Genomic DNA, 23,047 nt, shown 5'->3' with positions numbered 1-23,047 from the left:
GAGGGGAGGCCGGCAACTACTCCGCCTGGATGCGTATGAGCAGCTCGCCGGCCAGCGCGATGGCCTCTTCTCGTCGACGGATGTGCTGCTTCTGGTAGAGGCTGCGGATGTGGGTCTTGACCGTGGTGGGCGCCACAGAGAGCTGTTCGGCGATCTGCTCGTTGGAGAGCCCGGCGTGGATCAGGCCGAGGATCTGCCATTCTCGACGGGTCAGCGGCGAGGTGCGGATCAGCTCCGGCACGTCGGGACGGGAGACGATCTCTTCGATCACCGAGTCGTCGAGCAGCAGGCGCACCGCGCGGCCGAACTCACGCTGGCGCCGGGCGAGTTCGAGCAGCCGCTCGGCATGGCGCCTGGCCAGCGGGTCGAGGCCTTCGTCCTCCAGCAGCGGTGCGAGCATATCGGGCAGTGCCCGGCCCAGGCGCAGGAAACTGCCGGCCAGTGCCGTGCGGGTGGCCAGCGTCAGCGCCTGGCGCAGGTGCTCCTGCGCCTCGTCGTGGCGATCGCGCTGCCAGGCCAGGTCCGCCAGGCACAGGCGGTTGCGGTTGGCGTCGGTGACAAGTCCGAGTCGCTCGGTCTGGCGTTCCAGTGCCGCGAGCAGGGCACCGGCTTCGTCGAAGCGACCGACCAGGGTCAGTGCCCGGGCATGATTGCGCAGATTGCACTGGGCGAAATGATTGCTGGCCCGCGCCGGATCTCCCGCCGGTGCCTCCTGCAGCCAGCGGGCCACGGCGTCGAGGTCGCCGTTGGCCTGCCACCAGGCGAGCAGGGTGGCATGGGCGTTGGCCTGCCAGTCGATGTGGTAGTCGCCCTGGACCAGGATCTTGCGTACCCGGCGAATATGGTCGGCGCACTGGGCCGGGTCGCCCCGCGACAGGGCCACCTTGGCCAGGCCGACGTGGCATTGCAGGGTCCAGCGTTCGCCTTGCGTGTCGAGCACCTCGATGCCCTTCAGCGCCGCCTGCTCCGCTTCGTCGAGGCGCTGCCACTCCCACAGCAGCTGGCTGCGGATGCGATAGAGGAATTCCGCCACCGGCAGGCGGTCGAGGCCGCAGCGCTCGACCTGGGCCATGGCGCGCTCCTGCACGTCAAAAGCAGCCTGCAGGCGCCCCTGTGCCACCAGCGTTTCGGATTGATGGCACAGCGCCCACAGCCGGCGCTGCTCGTCGCCGAGGCGCGCCGCTTCGTGCTCCACCCGGCGGGTCCGCTCGAGCGATTCGGCCAGCTCTCCCTGGACGAAGCGCGCCTCGGCGAGAATGGACGCGGCGGTGAGCGGGGTGCCCGCCAGGTAACGGGGCGGCAGGATCAGGGCCTGCTCGGCCAGCGGGGCGGCGCGCTCGGCGTTGCCCTCGTTGATCGCCAACTGGGCGCGCAGGGTGGCGAACTCGGCGCCCAGCTCCCCCCATTCGGGGGCCTCGAGCTGTGCCTCGATCCAGTCGATGGCCTGGCGGGTGCGGTCGAAGTGGTACTGGGCGTGGGAGGCCCAGCCGTGCAGCAGTGTCAGCCGCGGCGAGTCGACCAGGCGGGTGTCGCCGAGGGCAGCGAGTCCACGGGCCAGCAGGGCGAAGTGGCCATTGGCCAGCAGCGTGGGACCCTGCTGCTCGAGCAGCTCGGCCAGCGCATCGGGCGCTTCGGCCTCGATTGCCTGGGCCAGAGCCAGGGCCGGGTTGCCCAGGCGCAGCCAGGCGATGCTGGCGCGCTGGTGCAGCTCACGCTGGGTCGCCAGGCAGAGTTCGTGACGCCGATGACGCAGATAGCCGGCGAATAGCGGATGAAAGCGCAGCCATTGCGAGTGAGGCTCGACTCGCTCGAGGAACAGGCCACCCTGTTCGAGCGCCTCCAGTCGCTGAGAAAGCCGCTCCCCCTCCAACAGCCGAGCCGTCAAAGTCGGCGAGAAGCGTTCCAGCACGCCGAGCTGCAGCAATAGCTGGCGGTCCTGCTCGTCGACGCTGTCCTCGAGCAGCTCGTCGAACCAGGCGACGTAGTCGGGATGAGCGCCGTCGAGGCGCTCGAGCAGGCTATCGAAGGCGGCCCTGGTGGTAGTGCGCTCGATCAGCCAGGCCAGCGCCAGCGGCCAGCCCTCGGTACGGCGCAGGGCGCGCTCCAGGCTCACGCGCGTCGGCGGGAAGCTGAGCTGCTCGGCGCACAGCGTCTGGGCCTCCTCCAGCTCGAAGGCCAGCTCGGTCACGCCGATCTCCTCCAGCTCACCGCGTAGTCGCAGCCCCGCCGTACCCAGCTTGGGGCGGGTACGCGAGGCCAGGGTGAGGGTCAGCCAGGGCGGCTGGTGGTCGAGCCAGTGGCGCAGGGCCTCGAGGGTCCGTGGATTGCGCAGGTGGTGGAAGTCATCGAGCACCAGCCTGGCGGGTGGGGCCTCGTGCGGCAGGGCGGCGAGCCACGCCTCCATGGCGCCAGGCAGGTCGCCCGGCGGGGGTAGCGCCGTCGTGAGACCGAGCCGGCGGCAGAGCTCGGCCAGGGTGGCGTGAAAGTAAGCAGCGAAGCGTTCGGGGGCGTCGTCGCGTGCATCCAGGCGCAGCCAGGCCGCCGGTTGGTCCAACTGCGGCAGACGCTCGGCCAGCAGCGTGCTCTTGCCGTACCCCGGGGGGGCCTGGACCACCAGCAGGCGCACCCGCTCGGTCAGCGCGAAGCGGTCGTTTAGCCGCTCCCGGGCGACGACACTGACGGGCAGGGCAGGCGGAGTTAGCTTTTCCTGGAGCAGAGGCATGGCGACGGGCACGTATCTGTAACGATTCAGCCAGTATGCCTGCTATTGCTCATCGAAAGGACAGGCTTCGACCAAGGGCGTAGAAACCGCGCCATTCTCGCCGAAGCGGTGCGGTATTCAGGCAAAGCCCGTCATAAAAGGCTCGTCACAAAAGGCCCGTCACAGCCCCAGGCGCTCCTTGACCCGACCGAAGGCAGCCAGGGCGAACTCCAGATCGTCGCGGCTCAGCGCGGCGGATATCTGGGTGCGGATTCGCGCCTTGCCCTGGGGGACCACCGGGTAGGAGAAGGCGATCACGTAGACGCCCTCCTTGAGCATCTCCTCGGCGAAGCGCCCGGCAAGCCCGGCGTCATGCAGCATCACCGGCACGATGGGGTGCTCGCCGGGCAGCAGCTCGAAGCCCAGACGCTCGAGGCCCTCACGGAAGAAGGCGGTGTTCACGGTTAGCCGGTTGCGCAACTCGCCGGACTCGGCGGCCAGCTCGATGGCCTTCAGCGCGCCAGCGACCACTGGTGGTGCCACGGTGTTGGAGAACAGATAGGGACGCGAACGCTGTCGCAGCAGCTCGACGATCTCTCGCTTACCGCTGGTATAGCCGCCGCTGGCGCCTCCCAGCGCCTTGCCCAGCGTGCCGGTGGTGATGTCGATACGGTCCATGCAGCCGCGGTACTCGTGGGTGCCGCGGCCGCCCTCGCCGAGAAAGCCAGTGGCATGGCAGTCGTCGAAGTGCACCAGGGCACCGTAGCGTTCGGCCAGGTCACAGATCTCGTCGAGCCGGGCAATGTACCCATCCATGGAGAACACGCCGTCGGTAGTGATCAGCTTGAAGCGCGCGCCGTCGCGATCGGCGGCTTTCAACTGCGCCTCGAGGTCGGTCATGTCGTTGTTGCGGTAGCGGTAGCGCCGGGCCTTGCACAGGCGCACGCCGTCGATGATGCTGGCGTGATTGAGCTCGTCGGAGATCACCGCGTCCTCGGCGCCGAGCAGCGTTTCGAACAGCCCGCCATTGGCGTCGAAGCAGGAGGGATAGAGGATCGTGTCCTCGGTGCCGAGAAAGTCGGTGAGGCGCTGCTCGAGCTGCTTGTGCAGGCTCTGGGTACCGCAGATGAAGCGCACCGAGGCCAGCCCGTAGCCCCACTCCTCGAGCCCGGCCCTGGCGGCCGCATTGACCTCGGGATGCTGCGCCAGGCCCAGGTAGTTGTTGGCACACAGGTTGAGCACCTCGGTGCCGGCGTTGATGCCGACATGGGCACCCTGGGGGGTGGTCAGCTGACGCTCGTGCTTGGTCAGCCCGGCCTGGCGAATGGCGTCGAGCTCGCCGCGCAGGTGCTGCTTGAAGGCTCCGTACATGTCATGTCTCCCAGTTGAGAACGACCTTGCTCGCTTCGCCACTGAGCATGGCGTCGAAGCCGCGCTGGAATTCGCTATAGGGCAGACGGTGGGTGATCACCGGGGAGATGTCGAGGCCCGACTCGATCATCACCGACATCTTGTACCAAGTCTCGTACATCTCGCGGCCGTAGATGCCCTTCAGCGTCAGCATGTTGAAGATCACAGTGTTCCAGTCGATGGCGATCTCCTCGGTAGGAATGCCGAGCATCGACACCTTGCCGCCGTGACACATGTTGGCCAGCATGTCGCGGAAGGCGGCCGGGCTGCCGGACATCTCCAGGCCCACGTCGAAGCCCTCGGTCAGCCCCAGTTCGCGCTGCACGTCGGCAAGTGTCTCGTGGCGAACGTCCACGGTGCGGGTAGCACCCAGGCGCCCGGCCAGTTCGAGGCGGCCCGGGTTGAGATCGGTGACCACCACGTGGCGCGCCCCGGCATGGCGGCACACCGCCGCAGCCATGGCACCGATCGGCCCGGCGCCGGTGATCAGCACGTCCTCGCCGAGCAGATCGAACTGCAGCGCGGTATGCACGGCGTTGCCCAGCGGATCGAAAATGGCGGCCACGTCGAGGTCGATTCCCGGCTTGTGCTCCCACACGTTGGACATCGGCAGTGCCACGTACTCGGCGAAGGCGCCGGGACGATTGACGCCCACGCCGCTGGTATGCGCGCACAGGTGGCGGCGCCCGGCCAGGCAGTTGCGGCAGCGCCCGCACACCACGTGGCCCTCGCCGGAGACAAGCTGCCCCGGGTGGAAGTCGTTGACGTTGGAGCCGACCTCGACGATCTCGCCGACGAACTCATGGCCCACCACCATGGGCACGGGAATGGTCTTCTGCGCCCAGCTGTCCCACTTGTAGATGTGTACGTCGGTGCCGCAGATGGCGGTGCGCTTCACCTTGATCAGCACGTCGTTGATGCCGACCTGTGGGTCGGGCACCTCGTCCAGCCAGAGGCCGGGTGAGGCCTCCTTCTTGATCAGTGCTTTCATGTGTCTACCTTCCTGACTTGTGGTTGAAGGGTTCAGGCGAAGGTGATGCTGGCAATTCACTACGTTGGGTTTAGCATGAGAGAATGAATTCCAGTATTGCAGAACAAATCTCTTTTGCAAGATTTTTTTCCTGCATAATGGAATCGGTTCGCCGAGGTCAGCCGTCTCTCGGGTCTAGCTGTCCCTTGGGTATAGAGAAAATGCGAAGTGAGTGACACCACCATGGTAGACGAAGCGCAAACGGAAGCCGGCAGTCTTGCCGGCCGGGTGATCGAGCTGCGCAAGGGGCGTGGGCTCACCCTGGAGCAGCTGGCGGCGGCCTCCGGCGTCAGCCGTTCGATGCTCAGCCAGATCGAGCGCGGCAAGGCCAATCCGACGCTGGCGGTCACGCTGCGTATTGCCCAGGCGTTCGACATGAACATCGGCGACCTGGTGGATCAGCCGTGGACGGCCTCACGCATAGAGGTGGTGCGCGGCAACGACGCCAGCCAGCTGTTCCGCGACGACCGCGACTGCCGCATCCGTACGCTCTCGCCGCTGCACATGGAAAAGAATGTCGAATTCTACGAGATTCGTCTGGCGCCCGGAGCACGGCTGCAGAGTGCCGCACATTTCGAGGGTACCCGCGAGCTGCTGACCGTCACTCAGGGACAGGCGCTTGTCGTGGCGGGGGAGAATCGCTGCGAGCTGAACCCGGGAGACTCGGCCCACTACCATGCCGATCTCGAGCACACCATCGAGAGTCGTGGCGACGGGGAACTGGTGAGCTTTCTCGTCGTGACCTATCAGTGAAGGCACGATAGTTTGCCCGCAACTCGCGGCCCGCATTGCAGGAGAAGGACTTGACGGCTCTGGTGTATTGGCTGGACATGGCGGGGGTGGTCGTCTTCGCTCTCTCGGGCGTGATTCTCGCCTGTCGCTCGCGCATGGATCCTTTCGGCATGCTGGTACTGGCGGCGGTCACCGGTATCGGCGGAGGTACCCTGCGCGACCTAGTGCTGGGCGTGCGCCCGGTGTTCTGGGTCGCCGACCCGACCTACCTGTGGGTCATTCTTGGTACCGTGGGGCTCTCCATCGTCGGCTTCCACTACATTCATCGCCTCTCCCGCGTGTTCCTGCCGGTGGCCGATGCCTTCGGCCTGGCGCTGTTCACGGTGATCGGGGCGCACAAGGCGCTGCAACTGGAGGCGCCCGGCGTGGTGGCGGTGCTGATGGGCCTGTTGACCGGTGTGGCCGGCGGCATGGTACGCGACGTACTGGCGCGCCGCGTACCCATGGTGCTGCGCCAGGAGGTGTATGCCACCGCCTCCATTGCCGGCGGTATCGCCTATGTGGGGCTGGGGGCGCTGGAGGTCATGCCGGGGATCGCCATTGGCCTGGCGCTTGCGGTGACGCTGGGCCTGCGCCTGGCAGCCATTCACTGGGGCCTGACGCTGCCCGTCTTTGCCTGGGTCACCATTCATCCGCCCAGGGAGCCAGCGCCATCGTCTGGCGCCGAGCCGTTGTCAGGCGATGGGCAGGGCGGGCCTTCGCCGGTGCGCCCCAAGGTCAGGGTGCGCATGATCTCGCCCAGGCAGCAGCGTGGGCAGCGCCGCCGGCAGAGGGACCGATGACATGAACGTAGCCCAGACCCCGGTTCGGCTGGCAACGGGTCGCTGGCGTGCCGCATTGCTGATACTGCTGCTATGGCTTTCCGGTTGTGCCACCGAGCCCGCGCAGCCGTCCCGCGACTATTCGGCCACCGGTCAGGCGATCCAGGCCGTCTATGAGGCGGCCTTGCCCGAGTTGCCTCGCGACAAGCAGCGTCACTATGCCCAGCGGCTCTATCGCATCAGCGGCGATCAGGCTTACCTGCCGTTCATCGAAGCCCACGGCCGGCGGCTGCTGGCCCAGCTCGAACGTGACATCGAAGGGCTCGCCGAGCCGGGCTATGCAGCGGCTCGTGCCCAGCAGGCCGTGGCCAACTATCCACTCCGCACGGCCAAGCAGCGGGCCAGGAAAGCGATGCTGGCGAAGTGGGGCGAGATAGCCTTCGGCCGCCAGCTGCTCTTTCGCCTGGTTCAGGCGGACTATTACGGCTTGCTGGATGCGGTGCCCGATCATGAGCGCGCGCTCGACTACTTGGGGAGCCTGGCCTGGCAGCGCTTCCTCACCGACCCCGAGGTCATGCGCCTGTATACCGCCCAGGTAGCCAATCAGGCCTGGTTCCTGCACCAGTTGGGTATCGTCGATCTGCGCCACGAGATGCGCGATGCGTTCCAGGACACGTTTCCCCTGGATACCGTGGCGGCCCTGGACGAAGCCGATTACCGCAATCGCCTGTATGGCATGACCCATATCGTGATCGCCGACAGCCTCTACTATCAGCGCTGGGTCTCGGCCGAACGGCATGCCTGGATCCTCGAGGCGCTTGCCGCCGAGATCGAACGCATCCTCGACCAGGCCACCGAGGACATTCAGGCCGAGGTGGCGCTCGTCTTCCTGCTGACGGGAAACGAAGATCACCCTGTCGTGACCAGAATTCGCCAGCGCCTGATGGAGTCGATCGACCCAGGGGCCGGTATTATCCCCTCACCGCGAGGCGAGACCGACCTGGTGCGAGGCGAGCATCGCAACGTACTGGCTGTGATGGTGCTCACCTGGCCGGGCCGGCTGTACTCCGGTCCTGACTTGTCGGCAAGTGTCTCGTCGTCCGCGGGCGCACCGCGACGCCCGCCCGCGCAGGCTCTGACATCCCCGCGTCAGACGAGAGGGGTAGCGCTCTCGACTTGCGGTGCCAGTGAGGTCCAGATGTGCTGATAGAGCGGCTGCAGGCTGGGCTGGAGATCCCGTTCGGCCTGGTGCTGGTCGATGTAGTAGGCCGCCCTGGGGCCGCAGTAATCGATGACATTGCCGACCTGGCGGAACTGCAAGCCGGAGATTTTCAGCAGGCGTGCAAAGCGCGGCTCCATCATGGAAAAGACATGGCGCCTGCCCGAAAGGCCGACGATAGCGGTGGCGGCCAGGAACAGGCTCAGGGTCACCAACGGGGAAGGGGGAGGCAAGCGGTTTTCTTCGAGCGGCTGGAGGTCCTGTTCGCGTAGGCCCAGCGCACATTCTCGCGTGCGGCGAAAGTCGGGATGCACGGCGAGGCGTGAGACCTCGCAGAGCGAGTTGCGCTCGAACCGATCCGGATGCAGCTGTGGGTCGGTCAGGCCATGGGCGCAGCTCTCCTCCAGCGGCAGGGTCCTTGGCTGCCCGTCATTGTCGATGGGCAGGACCACCCGTAGACAACCGGCGTCACGGTTGCTCCCGACATGGTGGAGCAGGCAGAGGATCGAATGCTTGTCGTGGGCATCCTTCTCGAAGGGAGTGTCGACATCATCCCCCAGGGCGTACTCAAGTTCCTCGCGAAAAACCTTGTGACGCAAGGCGTAGGCTCGGTAACGACTCTCCCGGCAACGAGCGATGATGAAACGGTATTGCTCGACGAACTCTCGCACCCGATCACTCTGGGGCACGTCACGCTCGCTGATGTTCGACTTATGACGTGGTGTCTCCATGTGAAACTCCCGGAATGGCCTCAGCCAGAGGGGTGGGACGACCAAGATGGTAGCCCTGGCCGTAAGTGATGCCGTAGGAAGTCAAAAGGGAAATCAAAACCTCCTGATCAACGAACTCGGCGATGGCCTGCTTGCCGAACCCAGCCGCGATGTCGGCGATGGCCTTGACGATGACCTGGCTGTCTGCGTTCGTGCTCAGGGTGCGAATGAAGGCGCCGTCAATCTTGATGAAGTCGACTGGCAGCTCGCCGAGATAGTGGAAGCTGCTGAACCCGACGCCGAAATCATCGAGGGCTGTGCGGCAGCCCAGGTCGCGCAGCGCTTGAAGTACTCCGCGCGCGCTGGAAAAGTCGGTGACGGCAGCCGTCTCGGTGATCTCGAGAATCAGGTGGTGCGGGTCTGCGCCGGTGGTCTTCAGTTCATCCATGAGAAACTGCTTGAGACCCTCGTCATGAAGGGTCTGGCCCGAAAGGTTGACGGCGAGGCTGATCCCCTGGGCCTGCACGCGGCTCAGGGCGCGCAGGCTCTGACGCAGCACCCAGCGGTCGATATGCACGATCTGGCCGCTGCGCTCCGCCACCGGAATGAAGTGTACCGGGGAGATGAGCGCTCCCTTCGGGCCGCGCATGCGCAGCAGCACCTCATAGTGGCGCACGTCGCCATCGCTCAGGCGCACGATCGGCTGCACCATCAATTCGAAGCCTTCCTCGTCGATGGCTTGGCGGATCCGCTCCACCCAGTAGACCCGCTCCTGCAATTCGTCCTTGGCGCGCTCGAGTGTCGAAAGCAGATGCCAGCGCTGGGAACCGCTCTCCTTGGCCTTGTACATGGCCAGGTCGGCATTGGCCATCAGGTCGGCAGGGTTGTCGCCATGTGTCGGGAACAGCGCGATGCCCAGGCTCGCCGTCGCCCTGTGGCGCTGTCCGCCGGCATCCAGGCCGGTGCTGTCGAGCAGCGGGGTGATCTGCTTGGCGATACTGATGGCTCGCCGGGTGTCGGCGCCCTCCAACAGCATCGCGAACTCGTCGCCCCCCAGTCGCGCAATGACGCCGTGATGGCCGAACTCCTGAAATAGCGTATCCGCCACCATGCGCAGCAGCTGATCGCCGGTGTGGTGGCCGCTGAGCTCATTGACGTCCTTGAAGTGATCGAGGTCGAGTAGCAGCACCGCACCGCAGCGACCTCGTCGCATCGCCTGCCCCAGCGCCTCCTGGAAATAACGCCGGTTGTACAGCTCCGTCAACGGATCGCGCTCGGCCAACCAGGTGAGGCGCGCTTCGGCCAGCTTGCGTTCGGTAATATCGAGACCGACCGAAATGCGGGCCGCCCGGGAGTCGCTGTGTGACGCCAGCGGCGCATGGTACCAGGCAATGGTTCGCTGTCGTCCATCCGCCGTTACCAGGCTGCGTTCCTCCTGGGAAACTTCCTTGTCCGGCTCATTGTCGCTGCGTGGCGTGAAGACATCGTCGAATGCACGGCCCAGCAGGCGCTCCTCCTGCATGGCCAGGGTCGTGAGGGCGTAGTCGTTGATCAGCGTGATATGGCCCTGATCGTCCTGGGTGACGATGAAAACGCGTGCGGTATCCAGCAGGCTACCGACGAAATCGCGCTCGCGGGCCAGCTCGTCGACCCGCTCGGCGAGCTGGAGCCCCCGAGCCGTGACCTCCTTCTCCAGCGCTTCCAACTGATCGGAAAGGGCCAGCGTCGTGCCCTCGAGGACGTCGATTTCGTCTTCGAAGCGGCCCTGTGGCACGGGGATGGCGCTGCGGGCTTTGGCAAAGCCTCCATGAGCCAGGACGGGAAGGACGCCGGCCAGCCGCCGCAGCCTGGCCATCGGGCGCAGCAGGATGGCCAGCAGCAGCAACTCGGCGGCAAGCCAGCCGCCGATGCTGACCAACATCAGGTTGCGCGTATCCCGTTGAATGGTTCGGATCTGGGAGGTGATGTCCGCGGCGAGGAGAAAGAAGCCGGTGCTGCGCCGGCTATCCTCGGCCTCCATGCGTACGGCGGACAGTTCATAAGCGCGGCCCTCATGGCGCAGGCGCAATGGTGTGGCGAGAATGTCGCTGAGCATGGCCTGCTGCGCTGCTCGCCGCAGTAAGGGCAGGTATTCGCTCGTATGTGTCAGCGCAACAAGGTTACCGTTCCAGCTCGCCAGGTGCCGCTCCGATGCCACCTCAGTGCTGTGCGCACCGGTGATCAACAGCGCGACGTCGCTGCCGGAAACCTGCTGGGCCTGGCGGGTCACGTCGGCCAAGGAGCGGGACAGCACCACCATGCCGACGCTTTCGCCTTCGACCAGGATGGGCACGGCGGCATATTGCCGGCAGTCGTTGGCACAGCGCAGCGCGGAGAACGGATACTCGGTTTCCATGACCTGGTTAACCCAGTCCTGCACGGGCCGCTCCCTGTCGGCCTGGGCTTCGCCCCACTCGGCCAGCTGGCGACCTTGGGCATCGAACACCAGGATTTCGTCGATGCCGGCTTCGAGCTGAAGCGTCGGCCACTGGGACGAGAGCGAGCCGATCAGCGCCGTGCGCTCGTCGTTGGCCAGCGCCGGGCCCAGGTCGGGAGAGGCGGCTGTCAGCGCCGCGATTTGCAGCAGGCTCGCCTCGGAGCGTTGCAGGGCCAGCTGGATTTCGCGCGCTTCTCGCTGGTTGCTTTCCCGGCGGCTCTCCTCGAACTGACGGGTCAGGTTGGCATGGCCCAGCCATGTGAATAGCCCCGCCAGCACCAGCAGCAACAGGCTGCTCAGGGCAAGCACTCGCCAAGTCAGGCTCATTCGCGAACGAGGTGCTTGTGGTGAGGAAGCGCTCATGCTGGCAATCCCTGGCCGATTCTTGAAGAGTAGTGGGTTCGTCGATCAGAAGCGCAGTGAGAGTTGAAAAAGCACCATGTTCCAGCGCCGCTGAGTCTCGGCGGGATCCGGTTCGTCGCGTAACGGCAACCAGCCGGTGCCGTCGATGTGATGGTATTCGGCAGCCACCAGCACGCGGGGGTTGACCCGCCACTGCAGCCCGAACGTGATGTCATCCGCATAGCGCGCATGCGCGGGGCCTCGCCCCTGGGCCTCGTAGGCTTGACCCGAGCGGTCGTCGCGATTGCTGACCAGACTGTCGTAGCGAACCAGCCACTGCCAATTGTCGAGGAAGCGCCGAGTGTACTGGATGTACCAGCTCTCGCCGGTGACGTCGGAGCCGGGCAAGGGGCCGGTATCGGTGGTCGATACCTGGCGCAGGGCGAACTCGCCCGTTAATGCCCAATGCTCCTTGTCGTACTGTAGCGAGAGTATCCAGGGTTGGAAGTTGAGTTCGCCTTCGCTGGGGCCGAGTCCCAGGTCCAGGTTGACGTCCGCGGCGCTGAGGGCTGCCGTGAAATGTCCTCCCGAGTGCTCATAGCGCAGTTGGGCGATGGAAGATGTGCTGCCGCTCACGTCCATGCCCAGGTGGGCGGGAAAGAGCTGGTCACCCAGGTCGCGCGTGGTAGGGGTGCCGACGCCTCCGGTGAAGCGCAGCGTGCCGTGCTCCATCCGCTCCTCGGCATACAGGCTGACGCCATCGGCGGAAAGCCCGAGCGAGCGGGTGCGGTCGAAATAGATCGACTGGGGAAGCAGTATGCTGGGGCGGGTGAAGGCCACGTCCCGCGTCTGGTTGTAAAAGCCGAAGGGGTTCTTGAAGCGCCCGAGCTGGATGCCCAAGGTTCGCCGCTGGTCGGAGTATGGCTGGTAGTCGACCACGCCATAGTCCAGGGCTGGGCGGGCATCGCTACCGTCACCCCCGGCCCGCCTGCTCAGTACCTGGGCCGCCACGAGCACGTCGGGGCGAGGCCGGATCGAGGCATTGGCGCCGATCTCGGTGTACTTGAGACTGCCGTCGTTGCTGCTGGGGCCGAAGAAATCGTTGTCGTCGGTGATGACGAGCGCTTGGCTGAGAAAGCCGTGTACCTGCAGGGTATCCATGACGTCATCCGCCCCGGCCATGGGAGCCCAGGCGAGAGCCAGCGCCACGCACACGGAGTGTGAACGGCGGCGTCTACTCCATGGTAATGATTTGGACTCTATCATCCAGATACTCCCTTTCCAGATACCCAAGGGCGCCAGGTGTCGTGGCGACGCGTTCCAGCATTTCAGATTGGCTGTCGACCTGGCTTGGGGCCTGGCCCGTCCCCGAGAACACCATGCGATCCCAGGCCAACTGCAGCTGATGGGGGTAAACGCTAAGACGCTCCTTGGCGAAGCGAGCGTGGACAGGGTGGGTGCTGGGCAACACGAAGACGCGGACGGCCTGGCCATCGGGCCAGCTGCGCTGTCGCATGGCAAAGATTGCCCGGGTGGTGTCGCGGGTGAGGGCGGCATCGACCACGTTCGGGTGCGCGATCAGGACGATCTGACGCTCATTGGCCTGCGCGGGCACGCTCAATAGTGCCAGCACCAGCGGCAGCATCAGCCAACGTGTCAATCCCGCCACGCGCCGATGTCCCCAATGAGTGATGGCACCGCGCTGGCCGGATCTGCAAAGACGGCTCCTCTGCCTGGCACAACGGAGAGGATGGCTGGCCAGGATTTCCTGCGCGTATCGATAGTGTTATCCCCCGATCCCTTACTCTGCTGAAGCGGCCGAGTCAGTCGCGATAGGTTACCTGATGATTATGTATCGCACTTAGCTGCTGAGCCTTGTTGTACGATATACGTATATCACAAGAATGACGAGTAAGGGCAAGGGGCCAATCAACCATGGGGCCATTCGTATCCCTTTCCCGTGGGGGCATGAATTCAAAGGCTTATGCTCCGGCCTGCGAATCCGCCAGCAACGGAGCCGTGGCTGCGAGATGGCACTTCCCTGTCCGAAGTGGCCGCGTCGAGGTAAAAAATGGCATTATCGCCAACTTGAGTTCTTCCAACCAAGGACAGGCCTGAACACGCATGTTTCTCGACCCGTACCATACGCCAGCGGACGTGGGCTTCCGCATCTCCGCGCAACAGGCAAGCGACTTCGCCAAACGTGTCGCCGGAGATTTCAACCCCATCCATGACGCGGGAGCTCGACGATTCTGCGTGCCCGGTGATCTGCTGTTTGCCCTGGTGCTGAGTCGGTTCGGCCTTTCCCGGCACATGGATTTTCGTTTCCGCAGCATGGTGGGTGACGGAATCCTGCTGCATGTCGAGGAGAAGGAGTCGGGACAGCTCGTGGTCAGGGACGATGAGGGGAAGCAGTACCTCGAAGTGGGGCGCGAAGGCGATACCAGTCTCGATGCTGCGGTCATCGAAGCCTTTACCCGCTGCTACGTGTCCTTCTCCGGTAAGAACTTTCCCCATGTCCTCAAGCCGCTGCTGGAGTCGCGGGGGGTGATGTTCAATCCCAAGCGTCCACTGGTCATCTACGACAGCATGGGCTTTTCGCTCGACAGGCTCGATCTGGTCGATCCTTGCCTGGAACTGGTCGACTCGAGTCTCGAGGTGATCGGCAAGCGTGGCGACGTGAGACTGGAGTTTCGCATCATCGATCGTGGCCGGCCGGTCGGCAGTGGTTCGAAGAAACTGGTCGTCAGTGGGCTCAGCGACTACGACCCTGCCGCCATGGACGACATCGTTGCCGAGTTCTATCGCTTGAAATCGGCCTACGAGGGCACTCATCAAGCCTGACGCCCGGTTCGTGCGGCCTCACCCTCCGCATTCGCCGCGACGTTCGACCAGATCCGCCAGCTGCCTAGCGTGCCTGCGTCGCCGTCCGGTGCTGCGCTTCGGGCACGTAAAGCGTCTTGCCAAACAGCATGCCGCCCCAGGGGATGCCGTTGACGGCCCGGTTGAAGGCAATCGAGCCGGCCATGCCCACCACGAGCAGCAGCAGCGAATAGAGGAGCAGCGAGAAGGGGACGAACTCATGGGCGAAGTCGACCATGGCGAAGAACATGGGGTGGGCGAGATAGATGCCGAACGAATAGCGGTTGATGAACTTGACCAGCGGGGTGGCCCGCACGTTGCGCAGCCGCGTGACGACGTAGAACGTGAACAGCACGAAGAACGGCACGACCCAGGTCTCCTTGGAGGAGAACTCCAGGTCGCCACGCAGGGTCAGTAGCACGACCGCGGCGACGAAGCCCAGCAGGAACGCCGGCTGCGACAGCCACTTTAGCCAGGTCACTTCCGCCAGGCGCTCGGGGGCGAGTCGAGGGTAGTGGCGCACCACCAGCATGGCCAGAAAGAACAGGTAGATCCAGCCGAGTGGGGCGATCCAGAGCAGGTAACCTGGCGGTTCGATGTCGAAGTGTCGGGTCAGGCCCCAGTAGGCGATGCTGATCAGGCACCCCGCTACCAGCCAAGGGCCAGGTGGCAACCATCGCTCCAGGCCATAGCGGGAGTAGAGCCAGTAGAAGGCGTAGAACTGCATGGCGATGATCAGAAAATAACCGTGCCAGCCGGCGTACAGGAGGTATTCGATGAGCGTATCGATGAGGCCGGCCGGCACGCCCTCCCGACGCAGGTTCGTGTACTTGGTCAGGGCATAGATCAGCCCATAGACGACATACGGCACCATGACGTACTGCAGACGCTTGACTAGAAAGCCGGGAGGAGGGCGATCGCCGTAGCGGGCCGAGAACAGGAAGATCGAGATGAAGATGAAGATGGGCGTGCCGAGCACGGTCGGGATGCGGGCCAGGTCGAGATAGACGTTGTCGAGGTACTGGTTCAAGCGGTCGAGAAAGTGGTAGCCGAACACGGCCAGGCAGCCGTAGAAGCGTAGCCAGTAGATTTCTTCGATCCTCTGCATGAGCGCCCTTCCTTCCTTGGGAGCGAGGAACACCGACCGTCGATACATTGTCGGACCATGACGAGACGGAGAGATTCCGCGATAGGCTTTGCGTATGGCGCTGCACTTCGGCACAAGGAGCCCCGTGCCATGACCCTCCAACGTGCGCTTGCCGCCGCACTGGGCATCGCCTTCCTGTGGGGGGGCACGTCACAGGCCGGCGACATCACGTACCACCGCTTCGCCTCGGAGATTCTGGGGCGTGACTATCATTACGCCCTGTACCTGCCGGATGGCTACCACGAGACGAACCAGGCCTACCCGATTCTCTACCTGCTCCACGGTTCGTTCGGCAGCGAAAGGGACTGGGTCGAGAGCGGCAGGATCGAGCAGGCCGCCGATCACATGATTCGCGAGGGCCTCATGCCGTCCACTGTCATCGTCATGCCTGGCAGCGAGAGCTGGTGGATCGACGGTCACAACGAGGCGGCGCGCTCGGCCTTTTTCCAGGAACTCATGCCCACCGTCGAGGAGACCTGGCAGGTCGTGCCCCGACGCGAGTGGCGCGCCATTGGCGGGCTTTCGGCCGGCGGCTACGGCACGCTCAACTTCGTGCTCGAGCGGCCGGACCTGTTCGCCGCGGCGGCGGCCCTCAGTCCGGCCAGCTACCATCCATTGCCGCCGCGGAACTCCTCGGCCTGGCGGCACCCCGCCTTCCTCGACGAGACGGGCGACTTCGACGAGACGCTGTGGCAGCGCCGCAACTACACCACCCACCTGGAAGGCTACCTGGAACGAGACGCGGTAGTGCCTCTCTATCTCAGTGCCGGCAATCGCGACGTCTACAATGCCGAGCATCATACGCGGCTCGTGCGCCAGGCGCTGGTTCCGCACCAGCCGGACCTGGTGGCCATGGAGGTGCTGCGCGGCGGTCATACCTGGCGCGTGTGGCGCGCCAGCCTGCCCAGCGCCTTGGCCTGGATCGGGCGCTTCCTGCAGGGGCCGGTGCCGCTGGAGGTCCTGGTCGATGAAGGCGTTTCCGAACCCTCCTCCGCCGGCACGAGGTCTCGCTAGTACCAAAGCGTGTGCCATGGCAGTCGAAAGCGGGGTTGGCGGCGCGCTCTTTAGACCTTAGTCTCAAGGATCGACCCCCTTTCAGGCCCATCGAATGCACTCACAACGCGAACGCTTGCATAACGAACTGCACGCCCGACCGTCGATCTATTTCTCGGAGCCGGCCCATCTCTACCACTATGCTTTCCTGGCCGATGCCCAGGCGCATGCCGAGCTCCTGATCCACTTGGGAGAGGCCACCGGTCTCGCCTTCGACAACGATGCCGTCCAGCAGATTCTCACGCTCGATGACAAGGTGCTGAAATGGGAGCGGCACACCGAGTTCTCGACGCTTACCGTGATGGTGCCCAAGGCGGCGGGCGTCGAGCCTTGGGCGGCACCCCCGGCGTGGCTGGCTCCGGTCGTCGAATCCCAGAGCGATGCGCTGATCAACGCCACGCTGGTGCTGGTGGAAGGCGATGATGCCTGGCGGGGCAGCGCCGAGGCCTACGGTTTCACCGACCCGGCCGGCTCGCAGGTCGGCGGTGGCGACGCGACGATCTGGGGCGACTTCCGTCTCGATGCGGGAGGCTACACCCGTCTGCTACTGCTCAATCATGGCCTCAACGCCTTTCGGCTCGGGCGGATGGTGCGCCGGTTATTCGAAATCGAGACCTACCGCATGATGGCATCGCTGTCGCTGCCCCTAGCCAAGGAGTTGGCGCTCGAGCTGCAGGCCTACGAGCTGGAGCTGGGAGAGTTGTCCGATCGCAATGCCGAACAGGAGGATGCCAATCCGCGCCCGCTACTGACGGCTCTCTCTCTGCTCTCTGCGCGACTTGAGCGCAGCGGTGCTCGCTCGCGCCAGCGCTTCAGTGCCACCGAAGCCTATGCACGCATCGTTTTCTCCCGCATCGAGGAGCTCAGGGAGGCGCGGGTCGACCATTGCCCGCGCCTGGGCACCTTTCTTCTGCGCCGCTTCCGGCCCACGGTGCACTACTGTGCCGCCATTCACCAGCGCCAGGAGAGCCTGGCCGAAAGTGCCGCGCGCCTGAACGACCTGCTGCGTACCCGGGCCCAGGTCGAGATCGAGGAGCAGAACTCGAGCATCCTCAACAGCCTCGACGAGCGGGCCAGCAGCCAGCTCAAGATCCAGAAGGCGGTGGAGGGGCTGTCGATCATCGTCATCAGCTACTACGTGTTCAGCCTGTTCAAGCTGGGGCTGGAGAGCCTGGAAGCGCTCGGCATCGCCATTCCCCCGCATACGGCGGCGCTCATCCTGGGACCCTTGAGCGGTATGATCATCGGTCTGCTGGCCTGGCGTATCTGGCGGGTGAAACAGCACTGAGGGCGTTCAGCATCCAGTGCCGCGCTTGACCCTGGCGCGGAGGAGGGTGAGCCCCAGCAGCAACAGGCCGACTAGGGCGATCAGCAGAACGGGAAAGGCGTTCGTCCCGGCACGTTCCAGCAGTGGCCCGGTCAGTGAGGGTATCGCCATGCCGCCGAGCCCGCTGGCCAGGAAGATCCAGCCGGTGGTACGCCCGCTGCTGGGCATCAGCTGATTGCTCAGGCCAAACAGGGTGGGAAAGATGGCCGATGACGCCAGGCCGAAGAGCAGGGCCACCAACGATAACGGCAGCCACAGGAAGTGCAGCGCCAGGGCGCCGAACAGGCCTAGTGAGAGGCAGACGCGCAAGACCTTCCAGGGCGACAGCAGGCGAATCAGGGGAATGGCCAGCAGGCGTCCGGCCGACAGCGTCAGCCAGAACAGCGTCACCAGCAGGGCGGCGTCCGCCGGCGCCGTGCCGCTGAGTACGCCATAGGCGGTCACCCAGCCGGCGAAGGTGACTTCCATGCCGACGTAGAGGCCAAACATGAGCAGGAAGATGGCCAGCCGCCAGCCGTCCCGGGGCGGGGGGGCGCTGCGGTGGGTGATGGCGATATCGGGTGGCTTCGGACTCGACTGACGTAGCAGTGGAAACGACAGTGCCGTAACGCACAGGGCGACGAGCCAGAACGCCCAGGCGAACGAGAACCCTTGGCGTAGCACTGCCACCAGTACGAGCGGTATCAACATGTTGCCGAGGCCAAAGCAGAAATGCAGCGCGCTGATCCAGGGCGGCGACGCCGGGCCGTGAGTCCACAGCAGCAGCGTGTTGGCCCCGGCATTGACCGACACCTCGGCCAGGCCGAGCAGGAACAGCACGACGGTCAACAGGGCCAGTGCCTGGCTGAACGGCACGGCGGTAAGCCCAGCCGCGAGCAGCAGCAGCATCGTCGCCAGCACGCGGTGTCCGTCGAAGCGGTCGATCAGTATCCCGGAGAGCACCGAGCCGAGCATGGTCCCCAGCGCGCGGGCGGTGAACAGGATGGCGATCTGGCTCATGCCCGATCCCGTCATGTCGGCGAGGTAGGGGAGCGTCGGGCCGAGCAGGCCGACGCACATGCCGATGGCAATGAAGACGACGAAATAGCTCAGGGTGACCCGTCTTCCATGATCCAGCGTCAGCGTCGGCATGCCGTCTCCCGCAGCAGAGGTAGGAGCGCGCGGGCTGCGCGCGCGCTTATACTCTCCGAGAATGGCGCCAGGGGAAACACCCTCTATCGATCATGACTTACGAGAGGCCTTATGACACGCATCGCGAATACCCCCGAGCCACCCTATTACGCCGTCATTTTCACGTCACTCCGTACCGCAGAAGACAACGGATACGCGTTGATGGCCGAGCGCATGACCGAACTGGCCGCCCAGCAGCCGGGGTTTCTCGGCATGGAGTCGGCGCGCGAGGCGCTGGGCGTGACGGTTTCCTACTGGGACAGCCTCGAAGCGATCCAGCGCTGGAAGCAGCAGGTGGAGCACCGCGAAGCCCAGCGCCTGGGACGCAGCGAGTGGTACGCGGCTTACCGGGTGCGGGTGGCCCGTGTGGAGCGCGACTACGGCTTCGGCGAGTGAGCCGACCTGGCTCACTCGCCGCCGTCGATACGTTTCAGCAGGTCATCCACCGCCGCTTCGAGCTGCCGGTCACGCCCGGCTACCTCGTCCTCCGGCGTCTGTTCAACCCTCAGGTGGGGCATGGCGCCGTTGTGTTCCATGTCAGTGCCGTCGGGAAGATACCAGCCGCGAAAGGGGCGCCGTACGGTGGCGCCGTCGATCAAGGTATGGCTGTTAGTGGAGATCACGCCGCCGTAGGTCTGCTCGCCGACGAGATGGCCACGCTCCAGGGTGCGGAAGGCGTGGGCCAGTATCTCGGCGTTGGAGTAGCTCTTCTCGTTGGCCAGCATGTTGACCGGCAAGGTGTAGCGCGGGGCATCGAGCCGGTCTTGTGGGTAGTGACCGGTATTGTCGCGGTCGGCACCCGCCGGGATCGTGTAGGCGTGCTCTTCGGCCATGATCGAGGTGAGAATACGGTCCGTGGTATGGCCGCCGCCATTGTTGCGCACATCGATGATCAAGCCGTCCTTGTCGGCGGCCGCGGCATAGAGGTCGCCCTGAAAACCCTCCAGTGAGGTCTGGTTCATCGATTGGATGTGCAGGTAGCCCAGTCGCCCGTCGGAGAGCTCGTCGACCTGGCGGCGGCTCTCTTCCCGAAAGGCATCGTATTTCAGGCGTGCGAAATCGGCCAGGTCCACCGTCGTGAGAATGGTGCGATACTCGGTGTAGCCATTGCGGCCCGGGCGGTCGAAGGTGACCACTACCTCCTGGTCTACCTGGCCGCGCAAGCGCTGCAGCAGGGTCTCGCCCTCCGCGAAGGGCTGCAGACCGATTTCGGTGATGATGTCGCCCGGCTCCAGCGGCATGGGGCCGCGACTGGCCGGCCCCCCCGGTATCACTTCGGTGATTCGATAGCCCTGGCGTTCATCCTGCTGGGAGATAATGCTCTGGTACTCGATGCCCAGCCGGCCCGAGGGTTCGCGCAACGCCGACACCGGGCCGGGGTTGGAGACGCCCATGTGCGAGGCGGCCAGCTCACCCATCAAGCCGTTGGTGATATCGCTGAATTCGCTCGGTGTGCGGGCGCGACGGATCAGGCTGGCGTAATCCGCTACTACCTCCGGCCAATCCAGTCCCTTCATGTCCTGGCGATAGAAGTTGACGCCGATGACGCGTGCCGCTTCATGGAATTTCTGCAGCGCCTGCTTGCGTCGATCGATGCGTATGCGGTCGCTGATATTCAGGTAGCGCGGTGAGCCGCTGCCCGAGAGGTTGGCCACACCGACTCGTCCGCCGCGAATGAAGACGACCTGTTCGCCGCTCAGGTTGAGCTGCTGGACGTTGGCGCTTGGGGCGATACGGGTGCGTTGACTACCATCCCAGCTCATCGCCACGAGTCCTTCACCGCCAGCATTGAAGACATAGCGACTCCCGTCCGGCGTCATCTCGTTGCCGGTGTGGTGGACCGGCGATGCCGTGACCGGTTCGATGCGGCGCCAGGCATCGTCCAGCTCCAATTCGGGAGTGTCTGCTGCCGCGGTATTACCGTCCTGCCCCTCCACTGGCAGTGGCGATGCGTCACGGGTCGCCTCCCTGGCATCGCGGTAATAGGTGGAGATCTCGCGCGGTGTCAGCGTCTCGAGTTCACGGTCCAGGTAGACCCGGTAGAGGTCGTAGTTCTCGCCGGAGCGATTGGAGATGAAACTCAGCTTACGGCTGTCGGCCGACCAGCGTGGGTTCAGGTCGTTGCGTGGATGCCGGGTGATATTGACCGGCTCCGCCGAGCCGTCCGCCGGCACCACGAAGATGTTGGCGCTGAAGTCGAGATCATTCTGCGAGTAGGCGATGTAACGGCTGTCGGGAGACCAGCGCCAGTGAATGAAGCTGTCCCAGCCCTCGACCAGGGTACGTGTTTCGCCGCTCGCGAGGTCGTGAATGACCAGATCGCCGCGTCCACGACGAAAGGCCAGCATGCGACCGTCGGGGGAGGGCGAGACGTCGCGGTCATTGTGCTCGCCGGCCACCACCGGGCGAACCTCGAACTGGATCGCGTCGTGCCAGCGGGCTGGGTCGCGATCCTCCGGGACGTCGTCGGTCTCTTCCACCAGATCTTCCTCGGGAATGCTGCCGATATTCTCCTGGGTCTGCTGCGTGGGTTCGGGCAAGGTCGGCGGGTCGGCGGGCATCGGCGTCACGATGGGATCCAGTACCAGGCCTGGGTCCTGCGGGGCGAAAGGATCCTCGGGTTCTTCCCCGCGAACCCGAATGTCCGGATCCAGGTCGGCATCGGGTACCTCTTCGGCCTGCTCGGTGGCCGGCTCGGGGGCAGGCGTGGCCGTCGCGAGAGAGACGGTGGAGTCGCCATCCCAGCGCCGGGAGGTGGCACGCCCGCGCCCCTGCTGCCGGTCGTGCACACGGCGAACTTCTTCGCGGGTCAGGGCGACACGCGCCTCATGGATAGACTGGGTGCCGTCAGCGTCGTTGACGAAGTAAAGGCGTAGGCCATCGGGCGACCAGGCAAGATCTTCGTGGCGAGAATGGGTGCCGGGGGTCACGGCGAGCGTCGGGCTCTGCTCGTCGACATGACGCACATAGACGCGACCATAGGCGATGTAGGCCATGGTCTTGCCGTCGGGGCTCAGCGCCGCTTCGCTGACGTCGCGGTCGATGCGACGCAAGGCATACAGGTCGCGTCCATCCTCCGGTGCCCGCAGCGAAATGGCTTCGGGCTCGGCATCAGGCGCCTCGAGGTCGAGGGTCAGCAGGTTATCCCACACCTGCAGCACGGCAGTACTGCCGTCGCGGGACACATCGAAATGCTGCAGGTCGTGCTCGTCGAACTCGGTGAGTCGTTCGATGGAGCGCTCGGCGTCGAGCTCCATGCGGTACAGGTTGACCGTCTGGTCTTCGCGGTCCGACATGAACAGCAGGGTGTCCTCATCGACCCAGCGGGCCATGCCGTCGTCGCCGTCGCGTTCGGTCAACGGCTCGAAACGCCCGGTCCCGAACTCGTGCAGCCAGATGTTCATGGCGTCCGGACCGCGGTAGTGACGTCGGTTCCAGTCGTGATAGGCCCCGCCGCGGGTGAAGATGACGCGCCGGCCGTCGGGTGAGAGCTGGGGCTCGGAACCAAAGGCATCGTGCAGCCGGTCGTAATCGCCACCTTCCGGGGAGATCCGGTAAGGGCGCTGGTCGCGGTAGACGTCGGCCTCGAGCATGCCCGAGAAGGTGATCACCGGCTCGCCATTCCGGTCGAGGGCGTAGGAAGGGTTGCGCAGGTGCTGGTCGCCATGGGTCAGTTGGCTGAGCTCGCTGCCGTCACGGCGCATACGCCACAGGTTGAGATAGCCGTCGCGCATCGAGGCGAACACCACCCACTCGCCGTCAGGACTCCAGCTGGAGTGCAGATCGTCGAGGTTGTGGCGGGTCAGGCGCACTGCCACGCCGCCTTCGCTGGAGGCTCGCCACAAATCGCCGCGCCAACTGAAGATGAGTTCCGAACCATCGGGGCTGATCGAGGGGAAGCGAGGCAGTCCGACCTGGCCGGAGTGAGCCTTGGCCGCCATCAGTACGCTGGCCAGCAGGCCAGCCAGGAGGATCGGGAGCGCAGACCGGTTCGCCGCACGGCGCAGTGTTTGAGTGCGATGGGTGAACTCCTGTCTCATACTAATC

Annotated in this window: 17 protein-coding genes; 7 read left to right on the top strand and 10 right to left on the bottom strand. The window is 65.0% G+C overall.

Annotation, left to right across the window (positions count from 1 at the left end):
* Positions 1 to 16: 16 nt before the first annotated feature.
* The 3 genes from malT to tdh form a co-directional block, all read right to left on the bottom strand.
* Positions 17 to 2,722, bottom strand: coding sequence for an HTH-type transcriptional regulator MalT (gene malT, locus HNO53_RS17705; RefSeq protein WP_209473910.1), 2,706 nt, complete (start codon positions 2,720 to 2,722; stop codon positions 17 to 19).
* A 159-nt stretch (positions 2,723 to 2,881) separates the two neighbouring features.
* On the bottom strand, positions 2,882 to 4,072 hold the full coding sequence (kbl, locus tag HNO53_RS17700) for a glycine C-acetyltransferase (protein ID WP_209473908.1): 1,191 nt from the start codon (positions 4,070 to 4,072) through the stop codon (positions 2,882 to 2,884).
* A gap of 1 nt (position 4,073) precedes the next feature.
* Complete coding sequence (gene tdh, locus HNO53_RS17695) at positions 4,074 to 5,102, bottom strand: L-threonine 3-dehydrogenase (RefSeq protein ID WP_209473906.1); 1,029 nt, start codon at positions 5,100 to 5,102, stop codon at positions 4,074 to 4,076.
* A gap of 207 nt (positions 5,103 to 5,309) precedes the next feature.
* Between tdh and HNO53_RS17690 the strand changes: the two genes are divergently transcribed.
* Genes HNO53_RS17690 through HNO53_RS17680 form a run of 3 tightly spaced genes read left to right on the top strand, consistent with a single transcriptional unit; the run spans position 5,310 to position 7,901 of the window.
* On the top strand, positions 5,310 to 5,894 hold the full coding sequence (locus HNO53_RS17690) for a helix-turn-helix domain-containing protein (RefSeq protein ID WP_242597465.1): 585 nt from the start codon (positions 5,310 to 5,312) through the stop codon (positions 5,892 to 5,894).
* Positions 5,895 to 5,944: 50 nt separating this feature from the next.
* The gene (locus HNO53_RS17685) at positions 5,945 to 6,715 is read left to right on the top strand and encodes a trimeric intracellular cation channel family protein (protein ID WP_209473905.1); all 771 of its coding nucleotides are present in this window, start codon (positions 5,945 to 5,947) and stop codon (positions 6,713 to 6,715) included.
* 1 nt (position 6,716) lies between these two features.
* Positions 6,717 to 7,901 (top strand): DUF3541 domain-containing protein, encoded by a 1,185-nt coding sequence (locus HNO53_RS17680; RefSeq protein WP_209473903.1) that lies wholly within the window; start codon positions 6,717 to 6,719, stop codon positions 7,899 to 7,901.
* On the opposite strand, the gene HNO53_RS17675 is transcribed toward HNO53_RS17680, so the two are convergent.
* Genes HNO53_RS17675 through HNO53_RS17660 form a run of 4 tightly spaced genes read right to left on the bottom strand, consistent with a single transcriptional unit; the run spans position 7,844 to position 13,110 of the window.
* Positions 7,844 to 8,644 (bottom strand): PEP-CTERM/exosortase system-associated acyltransferase, encoded by an 801-nt coding sequence (locus HNO53_RS17675; RefSeq protein WP_209473901.1) that lies wholly within the window; start codon positions 8,642 to 8,644, stop codon positions 7,844 to 7,846. The two genes, HNO53_RS17680 and HNO53_RS17675, sit on opposite strands and share 58 nt — an antisense overlap.
* Entirely contained in the window at positions 8,625 to 11,462 is a 2,838-nt protein-coding gene (locus HNO53_RS17670) for a bifunctional diguanylate cyclase/phosphodiesterase (protein WP_209473899.1), read from the bottom strand. The genes HNO53_RS17675 and HNO53_RS17670 overlap by 20 nt, the downstream gene beginning before the upstream one ends.
* Before the next feature lie 45 nt (positions 11,463 to 11,507).
* A complete protein-coding gene (locus HNO53_RS17665; protein WP_209473898.1) occupies positions 11,508 to 12,707 on the bottom strand; it encodes a hypothetical protein in 1,200 nt (399 codons plus the stop codon).
* Entirely contained in the window at positions 12,676 to 13,110 is a 435-nt protein-coding gene (locus tag HNO53_RS17660; protein ID WP_209473896.1) for a type 2 periplasmic-binding domain-containing protein, read from the bottom strand. Before HNO53_RS17660 ends, HNO53_RS17665 begins: the two co-directional genes overlap by 32 nt.
* A 455-nt stretch (positions 13,111 to 13,565) precedes the next feature.
* Between HNO53_RS17660 and HNO53_RS17655 the strand changes: the two genes are divergently transcribed.
* Positions 13,566 to 14,285, top strand: a complete 720-nt coding sequence (locus HNO53_RS17655) for a DUF3581 family protein (protein WP_209473894.1) — start codon at positions 13,566 to 13,568, stop codon at positions 14,283 to 14,285.
* Positions 14,286 to 14,349: 64 nt separating this feature from the next.
* Here HNO53_RS17655 and HNO53_RS17650 read toward each other — a convergent pair whose 3' ends face one another.
* Positions 14,350 to 15,411: an acyltransferase family protein gene (locus HNO53_RS17650; RefSeq protein ID WP_209473892.1), complete on the bottom strand. Its 1,062-nt coding sequence runs from the start codon at positions 15,409 to 15,411 to the stop codon at positions 14,350 to 14,352.
* A 129-nt stretch (positions 15,412 to 15,540) separates the two neighbouring features.
* Here HNO53_RS17650 and HNO53_RS17645 point away from each other — a divergent pair, with 129 nt between their 5' ends.
* Together HNO53_RS17645 and HNO53_RS17640 are read left to right on the top strand one after the other, a co-directional pair.
* Positions 15,541 to 16,464, top strand: a complete 924-nt coding sequence (locus HNO53_RS17645) for an alpha/beta hydrolase (protein WP_209473890.1) — start codon at positions 15,541 to 15,543, stop codon at positions 16,462 to 16,464.
* Positions 16,465 to 16,558: 94 nt separating this feature from the next.
* Positions 16,559 to 17,791: a DUF3422 domain-containing protein gene (locus tag HNO53_RS17640; protein WP_209473889.1), complete on the top strand. Its 1,233-nt coding sequence runs from the start codon at positions 16,559 to 16,561 to the stop codon at positions 17,789 to 17,791.
* A gap of 6 nt (positions 17,792 to 17,797) precedes the next feature.
* On the opposite strand, the gene HNO53_RS17635 is transcribed toward HNO53_RS17640, so the two are convergent.
* On the bottom strand, positions 17,798 to 18,961 hold the full coding sequence (locus HNO53_RS17635) for an MFS transporter (protein ID WP_209473888.1): 1,164 nt from the start codon (positions 18,959 to 18,961) through the stop codon (positions 17,798 to 17,800).
* 111 nt (positions 18,962 to 19,072) lie between these two features.
* Here HNO53_RS17635 and HNO53_RS17630 point away from each other — a divergent pair, with 111 nt between their 5' ends.
* Positions 19,073 to 19,396: an antibiotic biosynthesis monooxygenase family protein gene (locus HNO53_RS17630; protein ID WP_209473887.1), complete on the top strand. Its 324-nt coding sequence runs from the start codon at positions 19,073 to 19,075 to the stop codon at positions 19,394 to 19,396.
* Between the two features lie 11 nt (positions 19,397 to 19,407).
* On the opposite strand, the gene HNO53_RS17625 is transcribed toward HNO53_RS17630, so the two are convergent.
* Entirely contained in the window at positions 19,408 to 23,040 is a 3,633-nt protein-coding gene (locus HNO53_RS17625) for a S41 family peptidase (RefSeq protein WP_209473886.1), read from the bottom strand.
* Between the last annotated feature and the right edge of the window lie 7 nt (positions 23,041 to 23,047).

The organism is Billgrantia antri (assembly GCF_017868935.1).
GTDB lineage: Bacteria > Pseudomonadota > Gammaproteobacteria > Pseudomonadales > Halomonadaceae > Halomonas > Halomonas antri.
This window is presented reverse-complemented; position numbering and strand designations above follow the sequence as displayed.

What these genes read in the sequence shown, in the direction of transcription:
- malT (WP_209473910.1), bottom strand. Translation starts at nt 2,722, where the DNA reads ATGCCTCTGCTCCAGGAAAAGCTAACTCCGCCTGCCCTGCCCGTCAGT.
- kbl (WP_209473908.1), bottom strand. Translation starts at nt 4,072, where the DNA reads ATGTACGGAGCCTTCAAGCAGCACCTGCGCGGCGAGCTCGACGCCATT.
- tdh (WP_209473906.1), bottom strand. Translation starts at nt 5,102, where the DNA reads ATGAAAGCACTGATCAAGAAGGAGGCCTCACCCGGCCTCTGGCTGGAC.
- HNO53_RS17680 (WP_209473903.1), top strand. Translation starts at nt 6,717, where the DNA reads ATGAACGTAGCCCAGACCCCGGTTCGGCTGGCAACGGGTCGCTGGCGT.
- HNO53_RS17675 (WP_209473901.1), bottom strand. Translation starts at nt 8,644, where the DNA reads ATGGAGACACCACGTCATAAGTCGAACATCAGCGAGCGTGACGTGCCC.
- HNO53_RS17670 (WP_209473899.1), bottom strand. Translation starts at nt 11,462, where the DNA reads ATGAGCGCTTCCTCACCACAAGCACCTCGTTCGCGAATGAGCCTGACT.
- HNO53_RS17665 (WP_209473898.1), bottom strand. Translation starts at nt 12,707, where the DNA reads ATGATAGAGTCCAAATCATTACCATGGAGTAGACGCCGCCGTTCACAC.
- HNO53_RS17655 (WP_209473894.1), top strand. Translation starts at nt 13,566, where the DNA reads ATGTTTCTCGACCCGTACCATACGCCAGCGGACGTGGGCTTCCGCATC.
- HNO53_RS17650 (WP_209473892.1), bottom strand. Translation starts at nt 15,411, where the DNA reads ATGCAGAGGATCGAAGAAATCTACTGGCTACGCTTCTACGGCTGCCTG.
- HNO53_RS17645 (WP_209473890.1), top strand. Translation starts at nt 15,541, where the DNA reads ATGACCCTCCAACGTGCGCTTGCCGCCGCACTGGGCATCGCCTTCCTG.
- HNO53_RS17640 (WP_209473889.1), top strand. Translation starts at nt 16,559, where the DNA reads ATGCACTCACAACGCGAACGCTTGCATAACGAACTGCACGCCCGACCG.
- HNO53_RS17635 (WP_209473888.1), bottom strand. Translation starts at nt 18,961, where the DNA reads ATGCCGACGCTGACGCTGGATCATGGAAGACGGGTCACCCTGAGCTAT.
- HNO53_RS17630 (WP_209473887.1), top strand. Translation starts at nt 19,073, where the DNA reads ATGACACGCATCGCGAATACCCCCGAGCCACCCTATTACGCCGTCATT.
- HNO53_RS17625 (WP_209473886.1), bottom strand. Translation starts at nt 23,040, where the DNA reads ATGAGACAGGAGTTCACCCATCGCACTCAAACACTGCGCCGTGCGGCG.